The 23,269-nt window shown below is 40.2% G+C and carries 20 protein-coding genes; 14 read left to right on the forward strand and 6 right to left on the reverse strand.

Features of this window, described 5'->3' with window-relative positions; all coding sequences use genetic code 11:
- Nucleotides 1–217: 217 nt before the first annotated feature.
- The 3 genes from AC25CA_RS05575 (at nucleotide 218) to AC25CA_RS05585 (ending at nucleotide 4,590) form a co-directional block, all read left to right on the forward strand.
- Nucleotides 218–2,026, forward strand: coding sequence for an ABC transporter ATP-binding protein (locus AC25CA_RS05575; RefSeq protein WP_486816063.1), 1,809 nt, complete (start codon nucleotides 218–220; stop codon nucleotides 2,024–2,026).
- Nucleotides 2,019–3,755 (forward strand): ABC transporter ATP-binding protein, encoded by a 1,737-nt coding sequence (locus tag AC25CA_RS05580; RefSeq protein WP_486816064.1) that lies wholly within the window; start codon nucleotides 2,019–2,021, stop codon nucleotides 3,753–3,755. Before AC25CA_RS05575 ends, AC25CA_RS05580 begins: the two co-directional genes overlap by 8 nt.
- Before the next feature lie 457 nt (nucleotides 3,756–4,212).
- On the forward strand, nucleotides 4,213–4,590 hold the full coding sequence (locus AC25CA_RS05585; protein WP_486816065.1) for a metal-dependent transcriptional regulator: 378 nt from the start codon (nucleotides 4,213–4,215) through the stop codon (nucleotides 4,588–4,590).
- Between the two features lie 54 nt (nucleotides 4,591–4,644).
- Here the strand turns inward: AC25CA_RS05585 and AC25CA_RS05590 are convergent, their stop codons facing one another.
- Genes AC25CA_RS05590 through AC25CA_RS05600 form a run of 3 tightly spaced genes read right to left on the reverse strand, consistent with a single transcriptional unit; the run spans nucleotide 4,645 to nucleotide 8,454 of the window.
- Nucleotides 4,645–5,673, reverse strand: coding sequence for an ABC transporter ATP-binding protein (locus AC25CA_RS05590; RefSeq protein WP_486816066.1), 1,029 nt, complete (start codon nucleotides 5,671–5,673; stop codon nucleotides 4,645–4,647).
- Complete coding sequence (locus tag AC25CA_RS05595) at nucleotides 5,670–7,376, reverse strand: ABC transporter permease (RefSeq protein WP_486816067.1); 1,707 nt, start codon at nucleotides 7,374–7,376, stop codon at nucleotides 5,670–5,672. The genes AC25CA_RS05590 and AC25CA_RS05595 overlap by 4 nt, the downstream gene beginning before the upstream one ends.
- Nucleotides 7,351–8,454, reverse strand: coding sequence for an ABC transporter substrate-binding protein (locus AC25CA_RS05600; RefSeq protein ID WP_486816068.1), 1,104 nt, complete (start codon nucleotides 8,452–8,454; stop codon nucleotides 7,351–7,353). The genes AC25CA_RS05595 and AC25CA_RS05600 overlap by 26 nt, the downstream gene beginning before the upstream one ends.
- A 310-nt stretch (nucleotides 8,455–8,764) precedes the next feature.
- Here AC25CA_RS05600 and AC25CA_RS05605 point away from each other — a divergent pair, with 310 nt between their 5' ends.
- Nucleotides 8,765–9,310: a DUF3793 family protein gene (locus AC25CA_RS05605; RefSeq protein WP_486816069.1), complete on the forward strand. Its 546-nt coding sequence runs from the start codon at nucleotides 8,765–8,767 to the stop codon at nucleotides 9,308–9,310.
- Nucleotides 9,311–9,356: 46 nt separating this feature from the next.
- Entirely contained in the window at nucleotides 9,357–9,785 is a 429-nt protein-coding gene (locus tag AC25CA_RS05610; protein ID WP_486816070.1) for a flavodoxin domain-containing protein, read from the forward strand.
- Between the two features lie 202 nt (nucleotides 9,786–9,987).
- Here the strand turns inward: AC25CA_RS05610 and AC25CA_RS05615 are convergent, their stop codons facing one another.
- Entirely contained in the window at nucleotides 9,988–10,668 is a 681-nt protein-coding gene (locus AC25CA_RS05615; protein ID WP_486816071.1) for a 4Fe-4S binding protein, read from the reverse strand.
- A gap of 213 nt (nucleotides 10,669–10,881) precedes the next feature.
- Between AC25CA_RS05615 and AC25CA_RS05620 the strand changes: the two genes are divergently transcribed.
- The 3 genes from AC25CA_RS05620 to AC25CA_RS05630 all read left to right on the forward strand — a co-directional run bounded on the left by AC25CA_RS05620 (nucleotide 10,882) and on the right by AC25CA_RS05630 (nucleotide 14,767).
- Entirely contained in the window at nucleotides 10,882–12,090 is a 1,209-nt protein-coding gene (locus tag AC25CA_RS05620) for a M20 metallopeptidase family protein (protein WP_486816072.1), read from the forward strand.
- Nucleotides 12,091–12,144: 54 nt separating this feature from the next.
- Nucleotides 12,145–12,567: an OsmC family protein gene (locus AC25CA_RS05625; RefSeq protein ID WP_486816073.1), complete on the forward strand. Its 423-nt coding sequence runs from the start codon at nucleotides 12,145–12,147 to the stop codon at nucleotides 12,565–12,567.
- A 415-nt stretch (nucleotides 12,568–12,982) separates the two neighbouring features.
- Complete coding sequence (locus AC25CA_RS05630) at nucleotides 12,983–14,767, forward strand: TolB-like translocation protein (protein WP_486816074.1); 1,785 nt, start codon at nucleotides 12,983–12,985, stop codon at nucleotides 14,765–14,767.
- 102 nt (nucleotides 14,768–14,869) lie between these two features.
- Here AC25CA_RS05630 and AC25CA_RS05635 read toward each other — a convergent pair whose 3' ends face one another.
- A complete protein-coding gene (locus tag AC25CA_RS05635) occupies nucleotides 14,870–15,079 on the reverse strand; it encodes a TetR/AcrR family transcriptional regulator C-terminal domain-containing protein (RefSeq protein ID WP_486816075.1) in 210 nt (69 codons plus the stop codon).
- A 746-nt stretch (nucleotides 15,080–15,825) separates the two neighbouring features.
- Here AC25CA_RS05635 and AC25CA_RS05640 point away from each other — a divergent pair.
- The 4 genes from AC25CA_RS05640 to AC25CA_RS05655 all read left to right on the forward strand — a co-directional run bounded on the left by AC25CA_RS05640 (nucleotide 15,826) and on the right by AC25CA_RS05655 (nucleotide 21,192).
- Nucleotides 15,826–17,334, forward strand: a complete 1,509-nt coding sequence (locus AC25CA_RS05640) for an HD domain-containing phosphohydrolase (RefSeq protein ID WP_486816076.1) — start codon at nucleotides 15,826–15,828, stop codon at nucleotides 17,332–17,334.
- Between the two features lie 189 nt (nucleotides 17,335–17,523).
- Nucleotides 17,524–18,861 (forward strand): APC family permease, encoded by a 1,338-nt coding sequence (locus AC25CA_RS05645; RefSeq protein ID WP_486816077.1) that lies wholly within the window; start codon nucleotides 17,524–17,526, stop codon nucleotides 18,859–18,861.
- A gap of 171 nt (nucleotides 18,862–19,032) precedes the next feature.
- The gene (locus AC25CA_RS05650; RefSeq protein WP_486816078.1) at nucleotides 19,033–20,373 is read left to right on the forward strand and encodes an APC family permease; all 1,341 of its coding nucleotides are present in this window, start codon (nucleotides 19,033–19,035) and stop codon (nucleotides 20,371–20,373) included.
- 147 nt (nucleotides 20,374–20,520) lie between these two features.
- Complete coding sequence (locus AC25CA_RS05655; RefSeq protein WP_486816079.1) at nucleotides 20,521–21,192, forward strand: pentapeptide repeat-containing protein; 672 nt, start codon at nucleotides 20,521–20,523, stop codon at nucleotides 21,190–21,192.
- A 96-nt stretch (nucleotides 21,193–21,288) separates the two neighbouring features.
- On the opposite strand, the gene AC25CA_RS05660 is transcribed toward AC25CA_RS05655, so the two are convergent.
- Nucleotides 21,289–21,741, reverse strand: a complete 453-nt coding sequence (locus AC25CA_RS05660; protein WP_486816080.1) for an Lrp/AsnC family transcriptional regulator — start codon at nucleotides 21,739–21,741, stop codon at nucleotides 21,289–21,291.
- A 266-nt stretch (nucleotides 21,742–22,007) separates the two neighbouring features.
- Here AC25CA_RS05660 and AC25CA_RS05665 point away from each other — a divergent pair, with 266 nt between their 5' ends.
- Nucleotides 22,008–22,172, forward strand: coding sequence for a hypothetical protein (locus tag AC25CA_RS05665; RefSeq protein ID WP_486816081.1), 165 nt, complete (start codon nucleotides 22,008–22,010; stop codon nucleotides 22,170–22,172).
- 82 nt (nucleotides 22,173–22,254) lie between these two features.
- Nucleotides 22,255–23,268, forward strand: coding sequence for a 3-deoxy-7-phosphoheptulonate synthase (gene aroF, locus AC25CA_RS05670; RefSeq protein ID WP_486816082.1), 1,014 nt, complete (start codon nucleotides 22,255–22,257; stop codon nucleotides 23,266–23,268).
- Nucleotide 23,269: the final 1 nt, after the last annotated feature.

Below are 23,269 nucleotides of genomic sequence, written 5' to 3' on the forward strand. Positions count from 1 at the left end.
CCTGGTTTTCCAGGGTTCAATTATTAGCCTTAAGTTAGCTATAGCTAACTTATTGGGAGGTGATGACCTGAGTGGGACTATTTGAAGTTTAATTTAGAGAGGTGATAAGGGTTTGCTTGACATGGAGGCATGTTTCTGAACATGTTTTCTATGCGGAGAACGGATTTATTTGCCAAAAAACAATAATGTGATGGGAAGAAAGGTAGGAGGTATGAACATGGAAAAGAACAAAAGGAAGTCCTTGTTAAATCGATTTGCTCCCTATATGGGGAAGAAAAAAGTGTTATTGCCATTTGCTTTAGTATTGTCGGGCTTGTCAGCGATTTTAAACATGATCCCCTTTGTATTGGTTTGGTATATTGCAAGAGAGATTTTGTCAAATCCTGCGGGAAATCAGCTTTCAAGTGTAGGAACTTATGCTTGGCTGGCATTAGCAAGCGCAATTGCGGGAGTTGTTGTCTATTTTTTAGCTTTGATGTGTTCACATTTGGCGGCATTTCGCGTAGAAGTTGGATTGCAAAAAGTCGGTATGGAAAAAATAACGAATATGCCGTTAGGGTTTTTTGACCAGTATTCAAGTGGTAAATTGCGTAAAATCGTAAATGATGGAGCTGGAACTACGCATACATTTTTAGCGCATCAATTGCCGGACCTGGCAGGAACGATACTTTCACCTATAATTCTTTTGGTTCTTATCTTTACCATGAATTGGAGACTGGGGTTTGCATCTCTTGTGCCAATCGTGCTGGGTTTTATCACCATGAAGTTTATGACCTCCACAAAAGGCAAAGAGTTTCAAAAGAACTATTTCGATTCTTTGGAAGAGATGGGTGCTGAATCTGTGGAATATGTCAGGGGGATCCCCGTTGTGAAGACCTTTGGCCAGTCCATCTTTTCATTTAAACGTTTTTACAATAGCATCATACGCTATAAGGAAATGGTTCATGCTTATACATTGCTTTGGCGTTCACCCATGTCGTTTTATACAATTATTATGCAGTCTGCCGCTTTTTTCTTAATTCCAATGGGAATACTATTAATTGGAAAGGGCGATAATATTGCCCTTGTACTATCTGATTACATATTTTATCTTTTGATTTCCCCGATATTTACCATGCTATTGATGAAATCCATGTACTTTCAGCAAAATAGCATGATTGCCAAACAAGCTATTGACCGGCTGGACAATCTGTTTGCCTATCCAGAAATGGAGTATAGCGCTAATCCCAAGCATGTGGATCATTATTCCATTGAGTTTAAGGATGTTGCTTTTTCATATGCGGGCAGTAACAAGCGAGCGGTTGACGGAGTGAGTTTTAGGCTAGAAGAAGGGGAAACGGTCGCTTTAGTCGGAGCATCAGGCGGTGGCAAGACCACTATTGCCAGATTGGCAGCAAGATTTTTTGATGTTGATCAAGGTCAAGTGCTGATTGGTGGTGAAAATGTAAAGGATGTTGGAAAGAAAGAGCTTATGAATCATATTTCTTTCGTTTTTCAAAATACGCACCTATTTAAAGGGACGTTAAAAGAAAATATTGTTTTTTGGAAAAAGGATGTAAGAAAAAAGGATATCGACAAGGCAATTGATCTGTCTCAATCCAGAATGATTATAGACGAACAAAAAGATGGTCTTGATACAGTGATCGGATCAAAGGGAACGTATTTCTCCGGTGGGGAACAGCAGAGAATTGCTTTGGCTCGAGCCATTGTCAAAGATGCGCCTATTGTACTCCTAGATGAAGCAACAGCCTTTGCGGATCCAGAAAATGAACATCTCATCCAAAAAGCGCTGAAAGAATTAAGCCGAGGAAAAACCACCTTAATGATTGCACATCGATTAACCAGTATAAAAAATGTGGATAGAATTCTTGTCATTGACCATGGGAAAATTGTGGAAGAGGGAAGTCATGATGAATTGATTGCGAAAGACGGATTGTATAAAACGATGTGGGATGAATACCAACAGTCGATTGCGTGGAGAATTGAAAACGAAAAAGAGTGTAAGGAGGAGATAAAATATGCGTAATTACTTACAAAACACATTTGCATTATCAGAAGAAGGCGCAAAGAATCTCGTTCGTGCAATTGTCTTATCAACGCTTATGAACTTAAGTTTTATGCTGCCAGTCATATATGGTTTTCAATTTTTAGACCAAGGATTAGGAATTATGTTGGGCGGTTCAAAGAAGGCAATGAGCAGTCTGGGTTATTATGGGATTGCCGCAGTTATTTCTTTACTGGCCATGTTTGTGATTGCATATTTTCAATATGATTCAACCTACACTAGGATCTATGAAGAAAGTGCAAAAAGACGAATCGGCTTGGCTGAAACCCTGAGAAAACTGCCCTTAGCATTCTTTGGCAAAAAAGATATTGCAGACTTGAGTGCAACCATTATGGAAGATGCAACGCAAATTGAGCAGTTGTTTTCTCATGCTGTACCCCAGATCTTTGCTGCTGGTATCACTATTGTTATCATGGGCATCATGATGTTTATTTATAATTGGCGCATGTCTCTTGCGGTGTTCTGGGTAATTCCAGTTGCATTTATTGTTTTCTATTTATCGAGAAAATTTCAGAAAAAAGCTCACAAGGATATGTACTGGGTGAAGAGAGATATATCGAATCATATTCAGGAAACACTAGATTCGATTCATGAGATCAAGTCTTATAACCGTGAGGAAGACTATAGCGAGACGCTTAAAAATAAACTGGACGGTTATGAATCGAGTCTAATAAAATCAGAACTCTTGCTGGGAACTTTTATTAATTGTGCTTATGCTGTTTTGAAACTGGGACTTCCGAGTGTTATGTTGGCAGGTGCCTATCTGTTAAGTCAGGGACTGGTGAGTCTTTTTACGTATTTGGTCTTTCTTGTTGTTACAGCCAGGATCTATAATCCTATTATGGAAGTTATGGATAATTTGGCCTTGCTATTGTATTTAGGCGTGCGGATCAATCGGATGAAAGAAATGGATGGCATGCCGCGTCAGGAGGGTCGTACGATATTTGAGCCAAAGTATTATGATATCGAATTTAAGCACGTTGATTTTTCCTATATCGATGGTGTGCAGACCTTAAGGGATGTTAGTTTTGCAGCAAAACAAGGCCAAGTGACAGCTTTGGTCGGTCCTTCCGGAGGAGGGAAAAGTACGGTTGCTAAATTGTCGGCACGGTTCTGGGATATTGATAAAGGGGTCATTACCTTAGGCGGTAAAGATATTTCAACGATTGATCCTGAAACGCTCTTGCAGTACTATTCCATTGTATTTCAGGATGTAATCCTATTTAATTCAAGCGTGATGGAAAACATTAGACTTGGCAAGAAAGATGCTACGGATCGAGAGGTTCGAGAGGCAGCCAGACTGGCTAGATGTGATGAATTTATTGAAAAGTTACCAGAGGGCTATAATACACCTATTGGTGAAAATGGCGAGCGTTTATCCGGCGGTGAAAGACAGAGAATTTCCATCGCAAGAGCCATGCTAAAGGATGCGCCGATCATACTTCTAGATGAGGCAACGGCTTCCTTGGATGCTGAAAATGAGAGTAAAATTCAAGGCGCCTTGAGTGAACTGATTAGAAATAAAACTGTGTTGATTATTGCCCATCGCATGAGAACCGTATCTGGAGCAGATAAGGTTGTTGTGATTAAAGAAGGAAGTATTGAAGAGCTGGGGACGCCAAGGAAACTGCAGGCACAAGATGGTATATTTGCTTCGATGCTTAAAATGCAGCTTCAAGGTATATCATAACCTCTTTTGATTTGTTGAATGACGGGGGTATTAGGTTTTGTAAAAATACTCTGATTTTGAGATCACCAGAATTGCGAAGATTGAATTCGATAGAAATCGGAAATCATCCTATTGTTTTACAGTGGGATGATTTTTTACTTACTTATTTTTAATTCTAATGAATTTTTCTTTATATTTATAATAGGGCTAATTATATTGAAGAAAAATTTACCACTTTTGGAGGGGTACGATCTTCCGACTCATAAAATTGGGTTAATTGGAATGGTCAATGAAGTCACGTTTGGAATGACCGTATGTGTTATTATCACTTTAGACAGTAAGTTGTCAATTTATGAAGATTGGTTGAAGCGGGAAAGATTGCTGAGACCTAGGTTGTGGCGGGCTATCTTGACACGAAAAAATATGTATGCTAGCATCAAAGTGACCCGAAATGGTCGGTGTTGGGGGAGGTATGGTGATGAGTAAGAATAATGAATCAAAGGAAATGTATCTTGAAGTTATTTACGAACTTTTTTTGAATAATAAAGAAGTGCGGTCCGTGGATATTGCAGAAAAAATGGGATACTCAAGACCCAGCATTTCTAGAGCCATGTCTGTTCTGAAAAAAGAAGGATATGTGATTCAAGAGCCCTATGGAACCATAAGTCTTACGGAGAAGGGTTTTGAAACCGGGAAAAAAATATTGGATCGTCACGTGTGTTTGACGAAGTTTTTGCGTTTAAGCTTGAACATCGACAAGGATCTTGCTGAAAAAGATGCATGCCGATTCGAACATGTTGTTTCGGAAGAAACTATGGAGGCTATTAGGGTGTACGTGAAAGCAAATCTAAAATAGGCATATAAAAAAAGGAGATCTCCCGTAATTTGAGCGATCTCTTTTTTCTTATGTCTAAAAGGAATGAAATTTATGGATGTTGAAAGCGATGGTGTCTCCGATCTTGTTGCTATAGCGGTCAGGCGCATGGATGATTAGTTTGCGGTCGTTTGAGACCACTATATATTCGGTATAGCTGCCTCGGTAACGGATGTTGCGAATGATACCCGTATGTTTTCCATTGGAGCTAATTTGGATATCCTCAGGACGAATTGAAATGTTCTTTCTTCTGTGACATTGTTTGAAGAAACGTGAGAAACCAGGTTCTTTAGCATTGATAATATTATTCTTACCAATGAACTCGGCGACAAAGAGGTTATCACTGTTGTTGTAGATATCCATAGGGTTACCTTGCTGCATGATTTTTCCCTTGTTCATGATCACGATTTGATCAGCGATTTCGAAGGCTTCCTGCTGATCGTGAGTCACATAGATAGTTGTAAGGTTCAGTTGCCGTTGAAGCTCTTTAATTTCCTTGATCAGGGTGGATTTTAAATGGGCATCCAGGTTAGCAAGAGGTTCGTCCAGCAGTAGAAGGGCGGGCTCATATGCCAGAGAACGAGCAATGGCGATGCGCTGTTTTTCTCCACCAGATAGATCCGAGGGGTATCGGTTGGCATACTCGGTCATGTGGGTGATTTCTAGCATGTCGTGAACCCTTTTTTTTATGAAGGATTTCTTGTGTCCCCTCGCTTTCAAAGGGAAAGCAATGTTTTGATAAACGTTCATATGCGGCCAGAGGGCGTAGGATTGAAAAACGAAACCGATGTTTCTTTTTTCGGCAGGCATAAGGATATTTTCTTCCTTGCTGTAGAAAATATGATCACCAAAGCGGATGCTGCCGTGATCGGGTGTTTTCAGTCCGCTGATTGCGGTAAGAAGAGAGCTTTTGCCACAGCCGCTGGGGCCAAGCAAGACGATTAATTCTCCACGTTTTACCCGCAGTGAAAAGTTGTTCGTAATTATATTCTTCTTGGAAGTGTTGGTTTGAACTTCTTTCTCCTGATAGGAGATCCCTAGATTCTCGATGATTAATTCATTCATGTTTTTCCCCTTGAAGCAATTTTTTTTAACAATAAATTACCGGCAACACTTAATAAGATAACGACAACAGATATGGATGAAGTCATTTCAAGTCCGTAGGAATTTGACTGTATAGTAAACATCATGACACCTAAAGTTTTTGTGGTAGAGGTGTATAAAAGCAAGGAAATCGGAATTTCTTTTAGTGAAATCAGGAAGCATATTAGAAATCCAGCCATCAGACCCTTTTTCATCTGCGGCAAAAATAGTTGGGTATATCGTTTTCTCATGGGAATGCCCATGGTCCTTGCGGCTTGATCTAGAGATGGATCCAAATTCTTCGACGCACCCAGGATTTGCTTGATGCAAATGGGAATAAAGAGGACGGTGTAGGTAATGATAATGAGGGATCGTGTTCCATATAATTTAAAAGGTGGGTTAATCCAAGCAAACATGGCGGCCACGGCCAGAATCATATTGGGAACCGCGATCGGCAATTGTGCAATATGAATGAGCTGTGATGAAATAAAATCATGCCGATAGGTATGGAAATAGACAGTTAAGCTCGCGATGATCGTTGCGGCGGTTGCACCGACAATGCCGTAGAATAAGCTGTTTAATAAAGGAATGGTCAGTAGATTTTCTTTTGAAAACAGCTTCAGGTAGTTATTGATCGTGAGGTTATCCATCGATAACGGCAAGCCCCAGCGTTTGAAAAATGAAGATGTAATAATGGTGACAAAGGGAACAATGATGGAGAATACAAAGAAGATCCCAAGGCAGACGAGGACTGGCTTGTGCCAAGGTCCCAAGGCAATAACAGACTGGTCTGAAGTGGCGGACGACGTTTTAATGGCATAATGTTTTTTCTTGATGGCCTTTTCAGACCAAATGAACAAGAACATCGAAATGGCAATCAGCAGCACAGAGAGTACGGCAACGATGTTCAAATCAAGATCCGACATAGCGCTGAAGACACGCGTGGAAAGTACTTCTTTTCCAGCAGGCAATGAAAGCTGGGCGGGTACGCCAAAGTTTGCCATGCTGCGACTTACAACGAGCAGACTGGTTGCAAGCCATGCGGGCAGGACTAGGGGCAGGGTAATGCGAAATAGGATCTGTTTCTTGTTTGCGCCGCAAACCTTGGCATTTTCTTCCAAGGTTTTACCAAGTAATTGCAATGCGTTACCCAGGCCGTAATAGATCAGTGGATATAGGTGCATGGCAAGAATTATAGCACTGGCTCCGAGCGTATAGGCGTTTAGCGTATAAGAAAAAGAAGAATCAAACAGTCTTATGATTCTGTTGAGATATCCACCTCGGCTGAAGACTTCAACCCATGTGACGGAGAGAATATAGGCGGGAATGGTAAAGGACAAAAAAACAGAGAAATCAATTAGATTTTTATATTTGAAGTCAGTTCTATGTCGAATCAAGGCCAATGAACCGCCGATTGCCGTGGCACTGACAAGTGTATAGGCCACCATTTTTACGGTGTTGACCAAAGCATGATAGGTTGCCGGGGATGAAAATGCTACCACATAACTTTCGGTGCTGAAGACCCCGTCATGGTTGATGCTAGTCAGGAAGATCATGGCAATGGGATAGAAAATAAAGACCAGGAGTATGATTAACAGCAGAAGAGGGATTGCGCGATCTAGGCGGAATCCCTCTCGTAATATGCTGCTGAAGGGAAAATTAATGGAAGATTTTTTGGTATTCATTTTTCAAACTTTCCTCGTTGGCCGTCGCGGTATCCCAATCAACTGAGAATACATTGACATCCTCTGGCAGATAGGTGTTTTCAATATCTTTTCTGATACTGATGAAACCAAATTTATGCATAATGGTTTGTGCCTTTTTTGACAGGAGAAAGTTAACGAATTCCATAGACGTTTTTTGTTTTTGTTCGCTCCTAGAATCACTTATTGGGATTGCCACGGGTCGCTGTATGGCAATGACACCCTCGGAAGGCCATACGACACCAAGATGAACGTCAAATCCATCTGTTTTGCCCTTGTTGCTTAAGCGAACAACAGCATCATGGGGCGCAATGCCGAGGGCGAACTGGCCCTCCATAATGGTTGATGGAACCAATCCGTTGGATTTCATCAACATGATCTCATTGGCTTTTAAACGCTTGAAATAGTCGATCTTCCTTCCTTCCAGTTCATACAGGGCAGAAGAAATGGCAAAGGCCGTTGATGATTGACTGGCATCCGCCTTAACAACCAATCCCTTGTATCGATCTGCTGCAAGCTCGGCGAAACTGGTAGGGGCGGCTTCTTCTTTTAGAAGCGAATTATTGTACATAATAATGATATACCGCTCGCTGGCGAGGGCATAGTTCTTGCCCTGCCATAGATACTGATCCTTGACGTCCTTGCTGTTTTCAAGACTAAGGGGCATGAGTTTTCCGGCCTTGTCGAGCTTGTTGTAAACAAGAGGGTCGGATCCCCAAACTACATCAGCTTGGATGTCTCCTGCCTGGCTTTCGGTCCAAACTTTGCTGCGCAGCTGACCACAACTCATGATGGTCATATCTAAAACATCACCATGTTGCTCCTCAAACGACCCTTCAATCTTATTGATCATGGCTTCAGGTCCCGAGAGATAAACAAGTATTTTATTGTCGGCATCATTGCTTGGGAGGGCAGGTTCATGATCGGGCAAGCTTGTGGCTTCTTGGTTTGCAGCTGGTGCTGCATCAGTGGTAGGACTTGTATTCCCACCTGCTTGGGAGCATGCGGAAAGCGTAATAGCCATGGTAAATGTGATGGCTAAGAGTGTGATTTTTTTCATATGTAAACTCCTTATCATTAAAATATTAGCGAAGGCTAACTCTAACAGAAATCAGAAGTTAGCCTTCGCTAACTACATTGAATACTATACTGAACCATGGAAATTGTCAAATGTTTCTATACTCGAATTTGAATAACATGAAATTCTTCCTTTCGGACTGTTAATTGGATCAAAAACATAGGCACAAAAATACGCGGAAGGTTTTCCAAATTTATTCAAAAAGTTAGCGTTGACAAACTTATTTGAAGTGGTAGAATGATGTTAGTCTTAGTTAACAATCTGCGATTGAAGTATGAAGGGGGGGTGAGAAATGAATAGTTTCCTTAAGAATTGGATTACAGGGAATGCACAATGCGATTATCGCTGGTGCAGTTTTTGCTCGAGTATTGGGATTGTTTATACTGGGGTAAAGCCAGCCGAGATCATCAATGTATCCGTGGAACAATTGAGAAGATGTGTTATGCTTCGAGATTGCATCGAATTCAAAGTGATCACAAGGAGGAAGGATCAACTCTCTATATTTATTTTTAACCGTGAATCGATGAGAAGGTCTTTAAGCAATAGATATGCATTGGATCACTTGCAAAAACTTGGTTATCCCTTGGAATTTGATGTAGACGAGTATATTTCAATGTTAGTCGGAAAGTTGAAAGGGGATAATCTATTTCCTCATGAAATTGGTTTTTTCTTGGGCTACCCAGTCAAAGATGTTTTGGGTTTTATGAATATGCTGAACTTACCGCATACCAAAACAATGGGGTGGAGAATGTATGGAGATACAAAGGAATCAGAGGTTTTGTACCATAAGGTAAAAAATGCAAAAAATGAAATTGTTGAGTATGCGTTAAGCGTGTAGGTGTATATGTAAATAGCAACTGCATGATAAATAAAAGGAGGGCATCATGAAGAAAGTAACGATTATCTATGGAAGCACAACAGGAAATACGGAATCAGTAGCAAATTTAATTCAAAGCAGTCTAACGGATTATGAGACAACGATTAGCGATGTGGTTAACGCATCTAATGAAATGGTGAAAGAAGCAGACTTGGTCATATACGGATCTTCTACATGGGGATATGGAGAATTGCAGGATGATTTTTTCGAATATCATGACAAGAAAATGACATCAGAATTATTGTCTGGAAAAGAGGTTGCGGTCTTTGGCTGCGGCGATCAGGATAGTTTTGGTGATGTTTTCTGTCATGCAACGGACTTGATTCGAGAAAAAGTGGAGAGATGCGGTGGCGTGCTGGTTTGCGAAAATCTGAAGATCAGCGGAGATCCGTCGGACAGTTTGGATGCAATTACGCGGTTTGCTCAACAGTTTTAATTTATAATCCTATTTTGAATCGAATCAATCGATGTCCGATTAGCGGGCAAGCATTCTTCAAACATACTAAGTTGCTCAATGAACACAGTCAAACTCATAAAATTATATATATATACACACAACAATTACCAAAAGAATAGCCAAAGATTGATTTGCGAGCATCAGGCCGAAACAACGATACAAGGCCTGATGCTTTTTTTAGTTATTCGTATTTTAACCCAATAAATTCTTCTTGGTATTCCCATCGATGCTTATTGTAAGGGCAGAAGTCTTGGCAGTGATCACAGCCGATAGTAAAGTTTTCGACAATGAGATCGGTTTTAAATGCGATACATTTTTTGCTATCTTTCGAGTTTTTTGTCAGGGCTTTTTCTGGGCATCTTTTCACACATATGCCACAGTGTCCTGGACATTCTGTCGGCGGCTCATCAAAGTCACAGGTTACATCCACATCCACTAGCCATGCGTGCAAGTGACAATAAGAACCTTCTTCTGTATAGAAATATCCATTATTTCTTGTTATACCAATGCCCATTTCCGCAGCGAGATTATTTTTTATTGATGTTGCCAAGGTCGTCATATCCAAATGCTTTATCGTTCTTGTAGATAAAAATTCTTCGAATTCTGAAGCTGTATCATGTTCAAGTGACCCCTTCAAATAGCGTCCTTTAAACAAGTCTCTTTTGCTGACCTTGCCTTCTAATTGAGACGGTATTTTATAAAAGTTATAGTGAAAGGTGGCAATGATCATAGATTTAGCCCATGGGTGATCTTGTTTGATTTTTTCTATCGATTCATTTTCGATATCATCAAATTTTAAGGCACCAAACCGGCTATATCCAACAGCTAGTCCTTCGTCATACATTAATTCTGAAATATCCATTTGACCTCTTTTCTCTTTCCGTTAGTTTAACTCCATTTAGTTTACCATAAATTAGAGTCAATGGATAAAAGGGATACTAATCTAGAATGATGAATTTTAATAGGTGTTATCATGCAGAGTTTACTGGTTTTAGTATAGGAAGGCCTGATATAATAAGAACAGTTCATGCAGAAAGGCAATGCATAAAATTTTAAGTTTTGGAAGGAGTAATCAATGAAAGAAACGAAGAGTCAATTAAATATAGAAGTGATAAAGAGTGAAGTTGAAAAGATGAAAGATGAAATCGTCAGTTGGAGACGCCATTTTCATCAGCATGGGGAACTTTCCTTTCAGGAATTTGCAACATCTGATTTCATTGAAGAACAACTTGAAAGTTTTGGCGGAATCGAGATATCCCGACCGACAAAAACAGGCGTCATCGCTAAGGTTATTGGAGCAAAGCCAGGTAGGACTCTTGCTTTGCGAGCGGACATCGACGCATTGCCAATGACAGAATTAAATGATCTGCCTTATGCATCTGAGATTGAAGGTGTGATGCATTCATGCGGGCATGACGGACATACGGCGATTCTTTTAGGGATTGCAAAGCTATTTGCTGAACTGAAGGATCAAATGAGCGGTACCGTCGTTTGCATCTTTCAGCATGCTGAAGAACTTCCACCGGGCGGGGCTGTTGAAATGGTCAAAGCAGGTGTCATGGAAGGGATTGATGAAATCTACGGCTTGCATTTGTCTTCTTCATTCCCGACGGGAACCTTTGGCATTCGTTCTGGCTTTTTAACAGCGGCAACGGATCGGTTTGATATCGAAGTCATAGGCAAGGGTGGACATTCAGCAATGCCAGAGACTTGCGTGGATCCCATTGTAATTGGCGCACAGATCATCAGCAACCTTCAAACGATTGTTTCAAGAAGAATAAAAGGCATTGAACCAGCTGTCTTGTCAGTCTGCCAAGTAGAAGCTGGGCATGCATATAATATTATTCCCAATACAATGAGCATCACCGGTTCTGTAAGAACTTTTTCGCAAGAGACAAGAAATAATATGGCAAACATGATCAAAGAGATTTCCCAAGGGAATGCATCCTCATACGGAGCTGATTGTAAAGTGTCTTATGAACTCGGATACAGTTCTGTAGTCAATGATGAAGAATTGACTGAGAATGTAGAAGGGGTTGTAGAAGCTTGGTTTGGAAAAGAAAGTGTCTTGAAGATTGACCCGGTTATGCCGGGAGAAGATTTCTCTGCTTTTACAGAAGCGACGAATTGCCCAGGATGTTTTGTTGAGATTGGTACAGCTAATGAAGTGCTGGGAACAACAATGCCCCATCATAACCCTAATTATCTAATGGATGAAGATGGATTATACTATGGAACGTCACTATTCGCAGGTATTGTTTTTGATCGCTTGTTTGCAAACTAGGAAACAGACTTTGTAGACGGAGCGTCTCGATTTATGCTTCGGGAAAGGAGAAATATGGCAAAAATTACGGTCAGTGCGACCGCAACGAATACAACAAAAACAAAAATTACAGCAGGCAAACACAGCATTCTTATCGACGAACCCCCTCTTTTCGGTGGGGAAGATGAAGCACCAAGTCCTGTTGAAATGTATTTAGCATCGATTGCTGGGTGCATTAATGCGGCCGGTCAATGGATTGCAAAAGAAATGAATATGGATTTGCAGAAGGTTGATATTCTCATTGAAGGTCAAGTAGATGGTTCCAAGTTCCTGATGAATGATTCTACATTCAGAGCGGGATTTTCTGAAATCGTAACAAGGGTTCGTATTGTTTCAAACAGTGAGCCGTCTATTCAAGAAGAGTGGTTGAGACAGGTAAGGGAGAGATGCCCTGTCATCGACAACACCGAAAATGGCACCCTATTTATTATGGAATAGCTTTTGGTAAATCTAATATCGAAAACAAGCTTTTTTGGTCTATGGTCAAGAATAAAACCATGAGGCTAGGAATTACGTGTGATAAAAGAATCCCGCAAACCTTATCAATAACAGGTTTGCGGGATTCTTTTATCATTGTAGAGTTTTGTTAAAGTGTGATAGTGTTGAACTCTAATTATTTAGTTTTGTTTGTTGTTTATTCTCGTAGGGGTAAAGGGAAAATTTGTGTAAATTTAATTAATAGTTGCCTTGGAAGATGACTTGCCATATAGTTAAAGCATCCATCAATTTCCTTTTTATGGGATATTAGATTGAGTGCAAAAATCGATTTGCCCCTCTTTGAAGAACGGGGAATCAGTAGAATGGGGATATAGCAGAAAATTGGGGATCTTAGGCTGGCATGAGGGAGAATAAAATGAAGAAATTGGTAATGATTGTAGTAACTGCTTTTGTACTATTTAATGCAAATCCAGTCTTGGCAACAACGCAAGCTATTCCGGAAATTGAATGGAAAAAAAGTTTGGGCGGTGCTTCTTCTGAATATGCTCAAAATACTCAGCCGACAAAAGATGGCGGATATATTGTTGTTGGCTCTACATATTCAACTGATGGAGATGTATCGGGCAATCATGGAAATGAGGATGCTTGGGTTGTGAAGCTGGATGGCAAGGGTGAAATGGAATGGCAAAAATGCCTCGGTGGTTCATTGTATGATAAGGCGTACAGTATTCGAGAGACAAATGATAGTGGATATATTATTGCTGGTTATACAAATTCAAATGATGGCGATGTATCGGGCAACCATGGCAATATGGATGCTTGGCTTGTCAAGCTGGATGCGTACGGCGAAATTATTTGGCAGAAATGCTTAGGTGGTTCTCAGAATGAAGATGTGTTCGATATTCGGCAGACAGATGATGGTGGATATATACTTGTTGGTTCTACATATTCAGTTGATGGAAATGTGGTGGGTTGTCATGGAGATGGATCGGGCGATTATGGCGAATTGGATGCTTGGGTAGTAAAACTGAAAGAAAACGGTGATATTGATTGGCAGAGATGCCTAGGTGGTAGTGCTTATGATGTTGCCCAAAGTATTCAGTTGACGAAGGATGGCGGCTATATAATTGCTGGCAAAACGTATTCGCAAGATGGCGATGTATCGGAGCCAATTGGCGAATTTGATGCGTGGATTATAAAACTGAAGGAAACCGGTGAAATTGAATGGGAGAAATGCCTAGGTGGCACTTCTCATGATCATGCATACAATATTCAGCTAACCGATGATGGTGGATATGTGTTTGTTGGCTCAACATGGTCAAGTGATGGAGATGTATCGGGCTATCGTCGCGCCTATGATGTCTGGGTTGTAAAACTGAAGGAAAATGGTGACATTGATTGGCAGAAATGCCTAGGTGGTGCGAATCATGATCAAGCCTATACGATTCAGCTGACAAATGACGGCGGATATATAGTTGCTGGCCAAACGCAATCACAAGATGGCGATGTATCAGGCCATCATGGATATAACGATATTTGGGTTGTAAAACTGGATGAGAAGGGTGAAATCAATTGGCAGAAAAGCCTGGGTGGTACCGAAAATGATCAAGCCTCCAGTATTCAGCTGACCGATGATGGTGGATATGTGCTTGCTGGTCATGTTTATTCACAAGATGGCGACGTATTGAGCAATCATGGCAGCTGGGATGTTTGGATCGTAAAGTTTGAGGGGAATGGAGATAAAGCGCCTGCGTCGAATGGAGATGCATCGATGAATCGACCCAGAGCGATCATTTGCGAGCGGACCTTCACCGGTCAAACGCTTGCAACTTTTCGAGATGATGCATTTGGTTTACTGAAGGTTATCGATCCGGAAACGGGCGTCATTGATTTTCGCGCCCCCTTACGGTCGGAAGAAAAGGATGTGCGGGTAAGGATTTCTTATGCGGATATACAAATGAAAGTCGATGTTGGAGCGAAAAATCTTTTGATCGAGTATCGAGGGCGAGCAATTCAAATCCCCATGATTACTTTTGAGTGTGAGGAGCTTCTTTCCGAGATGCCAACCCACGAAGAAGCCATGATTGAAATTCACTTGATTGAGAAAGAGGATGGTTCTCTTGAAAAAGTGATCCAACTAATTGTTGTCGAACAAGTGGATGAGAAGACGAAACTAGTACATCGAATGAATGTTCAATAAAATAAAAAATCCTGCGATCCTGATGAAAATTGGGCCTGCGGGATTTTTTTGCAAAGTGTATGATTTAAGTAATGGATCCATAAAGCGGTATTCAAAAACGCTTTAGATGGTGTTGCCGTAGCGAGCCAAAAACACAGCGATTACTTCATCCAACATTGGGTTTACAGCTTCTTTATTATGGCCGTCGGTAAATAGCACAGGCCATGTGATCGCATCTATGACTAAAGCATAAAATATTCTTGCAGACATAAATAAATTATCCGATTTGATTTTCCCATCATTTTCGGCTTCTTTTAGCCATTCGAGTAGCATGTCAAACGTGAATGGATACTTGGCAACTGTTTTTCTTTGATAGTCACGATCCTTTAAAAATGTATCGTCAAGAATCGTGATAGCTATAATCGCCTTGGCGAGTCAATGAGAAAGATTTTTGATTCTGCAAATGCAAGCAATGGTTCCTCCAAAGTTTTGACTCGATCATATTTTATGGTTTTTAAATTTTGTCTCTGTGCTAAAAGATTATCTACAATGGCAATCATCGCAATAAGCTTGCATATATTTCAGGCGATCCTAGTGGCAGTAGGTCAGATTTTTGTTTTTGGGTTAGTAGAAGCGAGTAGACTATATACAATAGGTTTAAATAAAAAGTTTATGGTAATAGGAAAATGGTTATGCTCTTGCAGAGAATTTTTTTGGGGAATCGAGATGATCCCATTTTAACTTGTTGCAGGCATTTATACTGATAGAATAGTGAGATGGAAGTAATTGTAAAACGAAAGAAGGCTTCAACAAATAGAAATAGAATCGAAATGAGAAGCAGTGACATTGCCTTCTTTTTATTTGTAAACGTGCTATGGAATAGACCTGCAGTCGCTTTAGATTTGAATGCTATTGAGTTCATTTGTGCTATTAGATTCTGCTGAGTAGTAGAGAGTTGAGTCATATATATATATAGTTAGAAAAATATGGGAATATTGAATGTTTCAACAAATGATGGTAAAATATTAATATGTTTAGGAGTTTGTAGTTCAAATATGCTGACAGGAGCGTAGCGCTGTATGGAGAATTCATTTCTTTATAAAACATATCAAGCAATCTCGAAGCGTATGATGATTATCCTGCTAATTCTTAGCATAGTCGGCGGATTAACCATCTATCATACAACGAATGATTATGTGTTTCAGTTTGAGGAGGTGGCAAGCCGCTTCATTGAACTGAGTAGAACGGAGGCTGAGGACTCCATACAAAACATGCTAAATCATTGGGTATCGAATGATATTTGGAATCGAACTCTAGAGGATGGGAAGACAGAGGATTTAGATCTGTTCTTGACTGAGCGAATTAGTCATAAAAGTATTAGTGATGCTGTGGTACTTTTTTTCAACGGCGAAAATTTAAGTTATGAATATGGTGATCATGATTGGAAAGCGGATTTTGCAAGTATGGGAATTGATGCCAATGCATCGATGGCTACATGGTATCAGTGGGAAAGCAATACCTTATGGGCAAAATGTATTTCCAGAGCTGGAGATGTTACGCTTTTGTTGGCATATCCGGTAACGGAGGCTAATTTGTTATTCCTGAAGGTACCTTGGATTGAAAAATCAATTGCTAACATAGAGATTGGGGATTTCTCAACTAACGAAAATCGTGACCTCTTTCATTGGCAAACCATCGTTCGTTCCTACCCGATTGATTCAGAACTTCCTGCTTACATAAATGTTGAATATACCTTACATGATTTAGGTCGGTATTTCTATCTGCCTTATGGTCTGTATTTTATTATGGCATTTGGCTTGTATATATTCTTTAAGCATCAATACATTAAGTCGGCATTTTTGCCGGCAACAAATGCAATCAAACGACTTGAATCGCAGGTGGAGTTGATTGGATTGGGGGATTATAACCATCGGATGGTTCCGTCAGGATACCAAGAATTTGTTGGATTGGAAAACGAGATTAACGGATTATCTATGGCAATTCAGATGCGGAATGAAAGGTTGGAGCAAGATGTCGTTGAAGTTTATGCATTATTGATCAAGATGCTAGAATTCAAGGATCCTTATACGAAAGGGCATTCTGAGCGAGTTGCTAATTACAGCTTAAAAATTGCAAACTATCTTGATTGTGATGAAGAGAGCAATATTTATTCGGCAGCTCTGTTGCATGATATTGGGAAAGTGGGCATACCTGGAAAAATTTTGAAAAAGCCAGGTTCTTTGACAACACTAGAGTTTGAAGAAGTCAAAACGCATTCAATGAAGGGGGTTGAAATGTTAAGTGGATACTCTCAGTTTCAGTCTATTCTTGATGGTGTGCGATATCATCACGAACGATTAGATGGAAGCGGGTATCCTCAGGGACTTGTTGGGGAAATGATTCCAATAGCAGCAAGAATTATTGCAGTAGCGGATGTATTTGATGCTTTAACATCGGATCGATCCTATCGCGATGCTATGAGTGTTGGCCGCGCGATTGCAATTCTTCAAGATGGCAAGGGTGTTCTATATGATGGTGATATTGTTGATGCCTTGATTTTTTGTATTCAGGAAGAAGAGGCTGGTTGAAAAGGCAAGGTGAATAAGAACTGTGCGAAAAGATTGTTAGGGAGCATTCAATAATTCTAATGGTTGAGCTTGACGTTTGCCTATGATAATATGATGCAAGGAAATGAAAATCTGATAAGATCATTCCGTTTTGGGATGATCTTTATCTTTGTTATTTAATCATAAGAATACATAAATTAAGGAGAAGCTATGGATGGATTGAAGCAGAAGTATGGATTACCGACAGCTATAGCCATGGTCGTTGGAATTGTAATTGGATCTGGGGTATTTTTTAAAGCGGATGATGTATTGACTCTTACCGATGGCAATGTGTTTATGGCCTTGGTAGCCTGGGGTCTTGGTGCCTTTTCCATGATTTTTGGCGCATTGTGTTTTGCCGAGTTTGCGGGGCGGATCGAACGATCCAATGGAATTGTGGATTATATGGAAATTGCTTATGGAAATCGAATGGGCTATCTGATCGGCTGGTTCAATTGTGTATTGTATTCTTCGGCTTTATGTGCGATTTTAGCGTGGGTCAGTTCTCTTTATACCATGATCCTTCTGGGCAGCGACAATCCATCAAATTCTCTTGCAACTTGGCTTTTGGCAGTGAGTTACATGCTACTGATCTATATCATGAATTACATAGCACCCTTATTGGCTGGTAAGTTTCAGGTAACAACAACGTTGATTAAGCTGATTCCACTGACCTTGATTGCAGTATTGGGTGTTGTGAGCGGAATGATGAATGGCGTTTTAGTAGAAAATATGAGAGCAGCAGCCTCGGGGATTACAAAGTCTGGCGGCACATTGGCATCTGCCGTTGTTGCGACAGCTTTTGCTTATGAGGGTTGGATTTTAGCGATTACGATAAACAGTGAAATTAAGGATTCTAAAAAAAATCTGCCCAAGGCTTTGGTTTTAGGAACAGCGATTGTATTTGTTGTCTATGTGATCTATTTCTTGGGGATTACCAGTTCTTTGCCGACGGATGTGATTTTGACGCAAGGGGATCAAGCGGTCAGTATGGTGGCAAATAATATGTTTGGCACGATTGGCGGAAGTATCCTTACTGCATTTGTTGTGATTTCCTGCCTAGGCACCTTAAACGGTTTGGCTTTGACAAATTCGAGAATTCCATATTCCTTGGCAATTCGAAACCAGGGGCCTGCACCAAAGTTTTTTGCTAAAGTGGATCCGAAGACAAATATGCCGCGGCATTCAGCGATAGGTGCTTTTGTGATTTCGATGATGTATCTGGCAATCTGGTATGGAAGTTTGAACAATGTGTTTGGTCGTTATATCGGTTTGGATGAAATACCGATTGTGATGATTTATGGATTTTATATTCTTTTGTATGTTTGGTATATGAAAAATTTCAATGATTTGAATGTGTTTAATCGATATGTAAAACCGATTTGCGCGATTTTAGGCGCAATGGTCATTGTTGTTGGTGGTATTCAAAATCCGAATGTCGGAATCTATATGTTGATTTCTCTTGTCTTGATTTTGAGCGGTTTGATCTTTTATCGCAAGCAAGTTTAAACGCTGTTAAGCGATTATGTGAAATGAATAGATTGATCACAAGCCCCTGCGGATCAGTGAAATAGATCTGCAGGGCTTTTATTGTGGCATGGAAAGTGGGTATGAGATAGGTAATCAGTTGGAATACTTGTATGCAGAAATTTTTAGAAAATTTGAAGAGAAGGAGATGTTATGGAAGGATTAAGTAAAAAATATGGCTTGCCGACAGCGATTGCCATGGTGGTAGGTGTGGTAATTGGTTCGGGTGTGTTCTTTAAAGCAGATGATGTGTTGGTCCTAACCGACGGGAATGTTCTATTGGCCCTGATTGCGTGGGGGCTTGGTGCCTTTGCCATGATATTTGGAGCTATGTGTTTTGCAGAGTTTGCAGGACGTATCGAAAGAACTAACGGAATTGTTGATTATACAGAAATTGCATATGGAAAGCGCGTCGGTTATTTAACAGGTTGGTTTAATTGCGTGATTTATTTTTCGCCCTTGTCTGCAATTTTGGCATGGGTGAGTTCTCTATACACGATGATCCTAATGGGCAGTGATAATCCTTCTAATTCTTTGGCAACATGGTTTCTTGCAGTGGTATACATGGTGATGATCTATTTGATGAATTATATGGCACCAATTATTGCAGGAAAATTCCAGGTGACAACAACGGTGATTAAGTTGATTCCCTTGGCTTTAATTGCGTTTCTGGGTGTTATTGGTGGAATCACCAATGGTATTTTTGTTGAAAATATGCGCATGGGCGTCAGCGGCATAAGCAAATCGGGAGGTACTTTGGCATCTGCCGTGGTTGCTACTGCATTTGCCTATGAAGGTTGGATTGTTGCTGTTACAGTTAACAGTGAAATAAAAGATTCCAAGAAGAATTTGCCGAAGGCCTTGGTAATGGGGACTTTTATCGTTTTTTTTATTTATATTTTGTACTTTTTGGGCATCACCAGCTCACTGCCAGCGGAGCAGATCCTCATACAAGGGGATCAAGCCGTTTCTTCTGTAGCGAACAATTTGTTTGGTAATGTGGGTGGCAGTATTTTGATTGCTTTTGTTGTTGTTTCGTGCCTTGGTACATTAAATGGTTTGGCTTTGAGCAATTCGCGCATCCCTTATTCGCTGGCTATTCGTGGACAAGGACCTGCACCTAAATTCTTTTCAAAGGTGGATAAAAAGACGAATATGCCACGACATTCAGCAATTGCAGCCTTTGCTTTGTCGATCATTTATCTTGTTCTTTGGTATGCTAGCTTGAACAATCTGTTTGGTATGTATATCGGATTGGATGAGATTCCAATTGTTATGGTCTATGGCATTTATATTATTTTGTATGTTTGGTATATGAGAAATTTCAAGGATTTGAATTTCTTCAATCGATATGTGAAGCCTATTTGTGCCATTCTTGGTGCCTTGGTCATCGTTGTCGGAGGTATTCAAAATCCCAATGTTGGAATCTATATGTTGATTTCTCTTGTGATTATTTTGAGTGGTTTGCTCTTTTACCGCAAGGATGCGGCTTGACCATAAATTGCAGCTTGTATAAATATATTGAAAGCTCTACGGATGAATGGCTGAAACTTCGTAGAGTTTTTTTTTAGTTAAGAGTGACTGCTAGTTTTGAATTGTGATATGATTGATCATATTTTACAGAATGGAAGTGGTTGGATTATGGCAAAAGTCGTGAAAATTAAGAAGTCGAAATTAACTCCGTGTTTAGCAGTTTGCAGAGATGCAAGGAGTGAGTTGCTTGAAAGCATGGAGAAGGAAGAGGATCTAAGCGATCTTCATTTGCAACAACAAAACGTAGAAGATGAACGATTTGATAATCTTTATTTTGAAAATGTGTTTTTTGATCATTGTACATTTTCGAAGACAGTGATGGAGCGATGCTCCTTTAGAAATGTGGTCTTTGATTCCTGTGCCTTTCCCAATTGCGATTTTTCCCATAGTTGGTTTAGTCAGTGTGAGTTCAAAAGCTCTCAATTGGTAGGTGCTAATTTTTCGGAATGCAAGTTTATTGATTTTACAATTGAAAAGAGTGCATTGCGGTATGCGAATTTCACCAAGGCTCAGTTCGATAAGTGTGCTATTGTGGATAGCGATCTATCGGACACTTTTTTTGCGGGCTGTAAGCTGAAGTCTTTTGAAACTAAAGAGTCACAGTATATTCGGACTGAGTTTTTTCAAACGTCCTTAAAGGGTGTAGATTTTTCTGCTTGTGATTTGGAGGGAATTTGTGTTTCGGAGTATGCGGAAGAATTGAAGGGTGTAATTGTGAATGTCTATCAAGCCGTTGAGTTGTCCAAATTATTAGGTTTGCAAATCAAAGAGGATGAGTAAAGGCTATCGAATTGATTCGATAGCTTTTTTTATTTTTTGCTTAAAAAGTGGGTGCTCCGAAACTCATAAGGATGATTCCAAAGGTCCCATTGAATATCATGGCCGAGCAATTCTGTTCAGGTCCGATTTTATGGTTGAAAGGTTGATCAGGGTATTGGTCTTTTGAACACTAAAGATGCCTTTTAATCTCTTGCTGATGAACTGTTCGAGTTCTTGTGTGTCTATCAGGATGACTTTGAGTAGATAGTCGTATTCTCCGGCAATATGATGACATTCTAGGACCTCGGGAAAGGAAAGTATTGATTCTCGAAATTGGGGAATGGAAGCGCCGCCCTTGAGGGAAACAAAGACAAAAGCCATTAAACTCAGGTCCATTTTATTGTGATTGAGTTTCATGGTAAACTGCTCGATGACACCGGCTTCTTCTAATTTTTTAATTCTTTCAGAAACTGCGGGCGTCGATAAGCTGACTAATTTAGAGATCTCAGATACCGTGGCACGGCTGTTTTTATCCAGTGCATGTAGGATGGCAAGGTCTGTATGGTCCATAATTTCCTCCTGTTCTCTGTATTTAAATCAATTTTATACGAATTCCTATTAATTGTAAACGATTTATTGTTAATGCAAATATATAATAAGTAAACTGAGATTAAACCTTATAAAATATTGAGAACGAATATGCATTTATCAATATTTTAGGATTTTTCATGCAAACCGTATCTATGAAAACGCTTCCTTGGGAATAATTGACTTTTATTGGTTGACAATGTGTGACGAAAGCTTTACACTAATAAAAAATCCAGTGAGGAGTCGCTATGAATCGATTGATTGAAGCAATCAAAGAGAGCGCAACACAATTGAAGCAACAAGCAATTGCATATTTTACGTTCTTCTTCCAAGGCTATTATTTTTATTATGGCGTTGGCTATTTTGCATTCAATCATATACGAACAAATCGAATCATAGGGGAACCGGCATAGGAAATGCACCTTACTACTAGCTGCGGGGAATCGAAATGATTCCTCGCATTTTTTTTATGTTTTTTTGAAAGGGAGGAAAATTATGGTTATTGTAATGAAGAAGAATGCAACAGACAAGGATATTCAAGCGGTGGTCGATCATATCCACAAGAATGGAAATGAGGCAGATGTAAGTTCAGGACCAAACCGAACAGTAATCGGCGTGATTGGAGATACCTTTAAATTTGAACTGTCTGAGTTTATCATGGATCCGATGGTGGATAAAGCGTATCGCATTACGGTTCCTTATAAATTGGCCAGTCGATCTTTCAAGGAAGAAAACACGGTTGTCATGGTAGGCAATGTGCCTGTAGGTGATGGATCATTTGCTGTTATTGCCGGACCTTGTGCCATTGAAAGCCGAGAGCAAATGATGGCATCTGCAAAAGCGGTAAAAGCGGGCGGCGCGAATATTCTTCGCGGCGGGGCCTACAAACCGAGAACATCGCCATATAGTTTTCAAGGAATGGGCGTTGAAGGGTTAAAATTATTGAAGGAAGCAGGTCAAATGACTGGGCTTCCAACTGTGACGGAATTGATGAGCATTGCAGATTATGAGGTTGTAGCAGAACATGCGGATCTGATTCAGATCGGTGCTCGTAATATGCAAAACTTTGCATTGCTAAAGCGTGTTGGACGTGGTAACAAGCCAGTATTGTTGAAACGCGGTATGTCAGCAACCTTAGAAGAATTACTGGTAGCGGCGGAATACATCATGTCGGAAGGCAATCGAAATGTCATTTTGTGCGAGAGAGGGATCCGTACCTTTGAGAAGTACATGAGAAACACCTTGGATCTAAATGTGGTTACGGCGATCAAGGAAATGTCTCATTTACCGATAATGATTGATCCAAGTCATGCATCGGGTAGACGAAATATGGTCATTCCAATGTCAAGGGCATCTGCAGCAATTAAAGCGGATGGTTTGATGGTCGAGGTTCATTCAAACCCGGATGAAGCACTTTGCGACGGCGGACAATCTTTGTATCCAGAGCATTTTGAGAATTTGATGCAATCTGTAAGAGTGGTGCACGAAGCGGTACGCGACCTGAAATAGG

This window comes from Gottschalkiaceae bacterium SANA, from assembly GCA_036323355.1.
GTDB lineage: Bacteria > Bacillota > Clostridia > Tissierellales > GPF-1 > GPF-1.

What these genes read in the sequence shown, in the direction of transcription:
- AC25CA_RS05595 (WP_486816067.1), bottom strand. Translation starts at nt 7,376, where the DNA reads ATGAATACCAAAAAATCTTCCATTAATTTTCCCTTCAGCAGCATATTA.
- AC25CA_RS05610 (WP_486816070.1), top strand. Translation starts at nt 9,357, where the DNA reads ATGAAGAAAGTAACGATTATCTATGGAAGCACAACAGGAAATACGGAA.
- AC25CA_RS05630 (WP_486816074.1), top strand. Translation starts at nt 12,983, where the DNA reads ATGAAGAAATTGGTAATGATTGTAGTAACTGCTTTTGTACTATTTAAT.
- AC25CA_RS05580 (WP_486816064.1), top strand. Translation starts at nt 2,019, where the DNA reads ATGCGTAATTACTTACAAAACACATTTGCATTATCAGAAGAAGGCGCA.
- AC25CA_RS05635 (WP_486816075.1), bottom strand. Translation starts at nt 15,079, where the DNA reads ATGCTACTCGAATGGCTAAAAGAAGCCGAAAATGATGGGAAAATCAAA.
- AC25CA_RS05640 (WP_486816076.1), top strand. Translation starts at nt 15,826, where the DNA reads ATGGAGAATTCATTTCTTTATAAAACATATCAAGCAATCTCGAAGCGT.
- AC25CA_RS05585 (WP_486816065.1), top strand. Translation starts at nt 4,213, where the DNA reads ATGAGTAAGAATAATGAATCAAAGGAAATGTATCTTGAAGTTATTTAC.
- AC25CA_RS05615 (WP_486816071.1), bottom strand. Translation starts at nt 10,668, where the DNA reads ATGGATATTTCAGAATTAATGTATGACGAAGGACTAGCTGTTGGATAT.
- AC25CA_RS05665 (WP_486816081.1), top strand. Translation starts at nt 22,008, where the DNA reads ATGAATCGATTGATTGAAGCAATCAAAGAGAGCGCAACACAATTGAAG.
- AC25CA_RS05650 (WP_486816078.1), top strand. Translation starts at nt 19,033, where the DNA reads ATGGAAGGATTAAGTAAAAAATATGGCTTGCCGACAGCGATTGCCATG.
- AC25CA_RS05605 (WP_486816069.1), top strand. Translation starts at nt 8,765, where the DNA reads ATGAATAGTTTCCTTAAGAATTGGATTACAGGGAATGCACAATGCGAT.
- AC25CA_RS05575 (WP_486816063.1), top strand. Translation starts at nt 218, where the DNA reads ATGGAAAAGAACAAAAGGAAGTCCTTGTTAAATCGATTTGCTCCCTAT.
- AC25CA_RS05655 (WP_486816079.1), top strand. Translation starts at nt 20,521, where the DNA reads ATGGCAAAAGTCGTGAAAATTAAGAAGTCGAAATTAACTCCGTGTTTA.
- aroF (WP_486816082.1), top strand. Translation starts at nt 22,255, where the DNA reads ATGGTTATTGTAATGAAGAAGAATGCAACAGACAAGGATATTCAAGCG.
- AC25CA_RS05625 (WP_486816073.1), top strand. Translation starts at nt 12,145, where the DNA reads ATGGCAAAAATTACGGTCAGTGCGACCGCAACGAATACAACAAAAACA.
- AC25CA_RS05590 (WP_486816066.1), bottom strand. Translation starts at nt 5,673, where the DNA reads ATGAATGAATTAATCATCGAGAATCTAGGGATCTCCTATCAGGAGAAA.
- AC25CA_RS05600 (WP_486816068.1), bottom strand. Translation starts at nt 8,454, where the DNA reads ATGAAAAAAATCACACTCTTAGCCATCACATTTACCATGGCTATTACG.
- AC25CA_RS05660 (WP_486816080.1), bottom strand. Translation starts at nt 21,741, where the DNA reads ATGGACCATACAGACCTTGCCATCCTACATGCACTGGATAAAAACAGC.
- AC25CA_RS05645 (WP_486816077.1), top strand. Translation starts at nt 17,524, where the DNA reads ATGGATGGATTGAAGCAGAAGTATGGATTACCGACAGCTATAGCCATG.
- AC25CA_RS05620 (WP_486816072.1), top strand. Translation starts at nt 10,882, where the DNA reads ATGAAAGAAACGAAGAGTCAATTAAATATAGAAGTGATAAAGAGTGAA.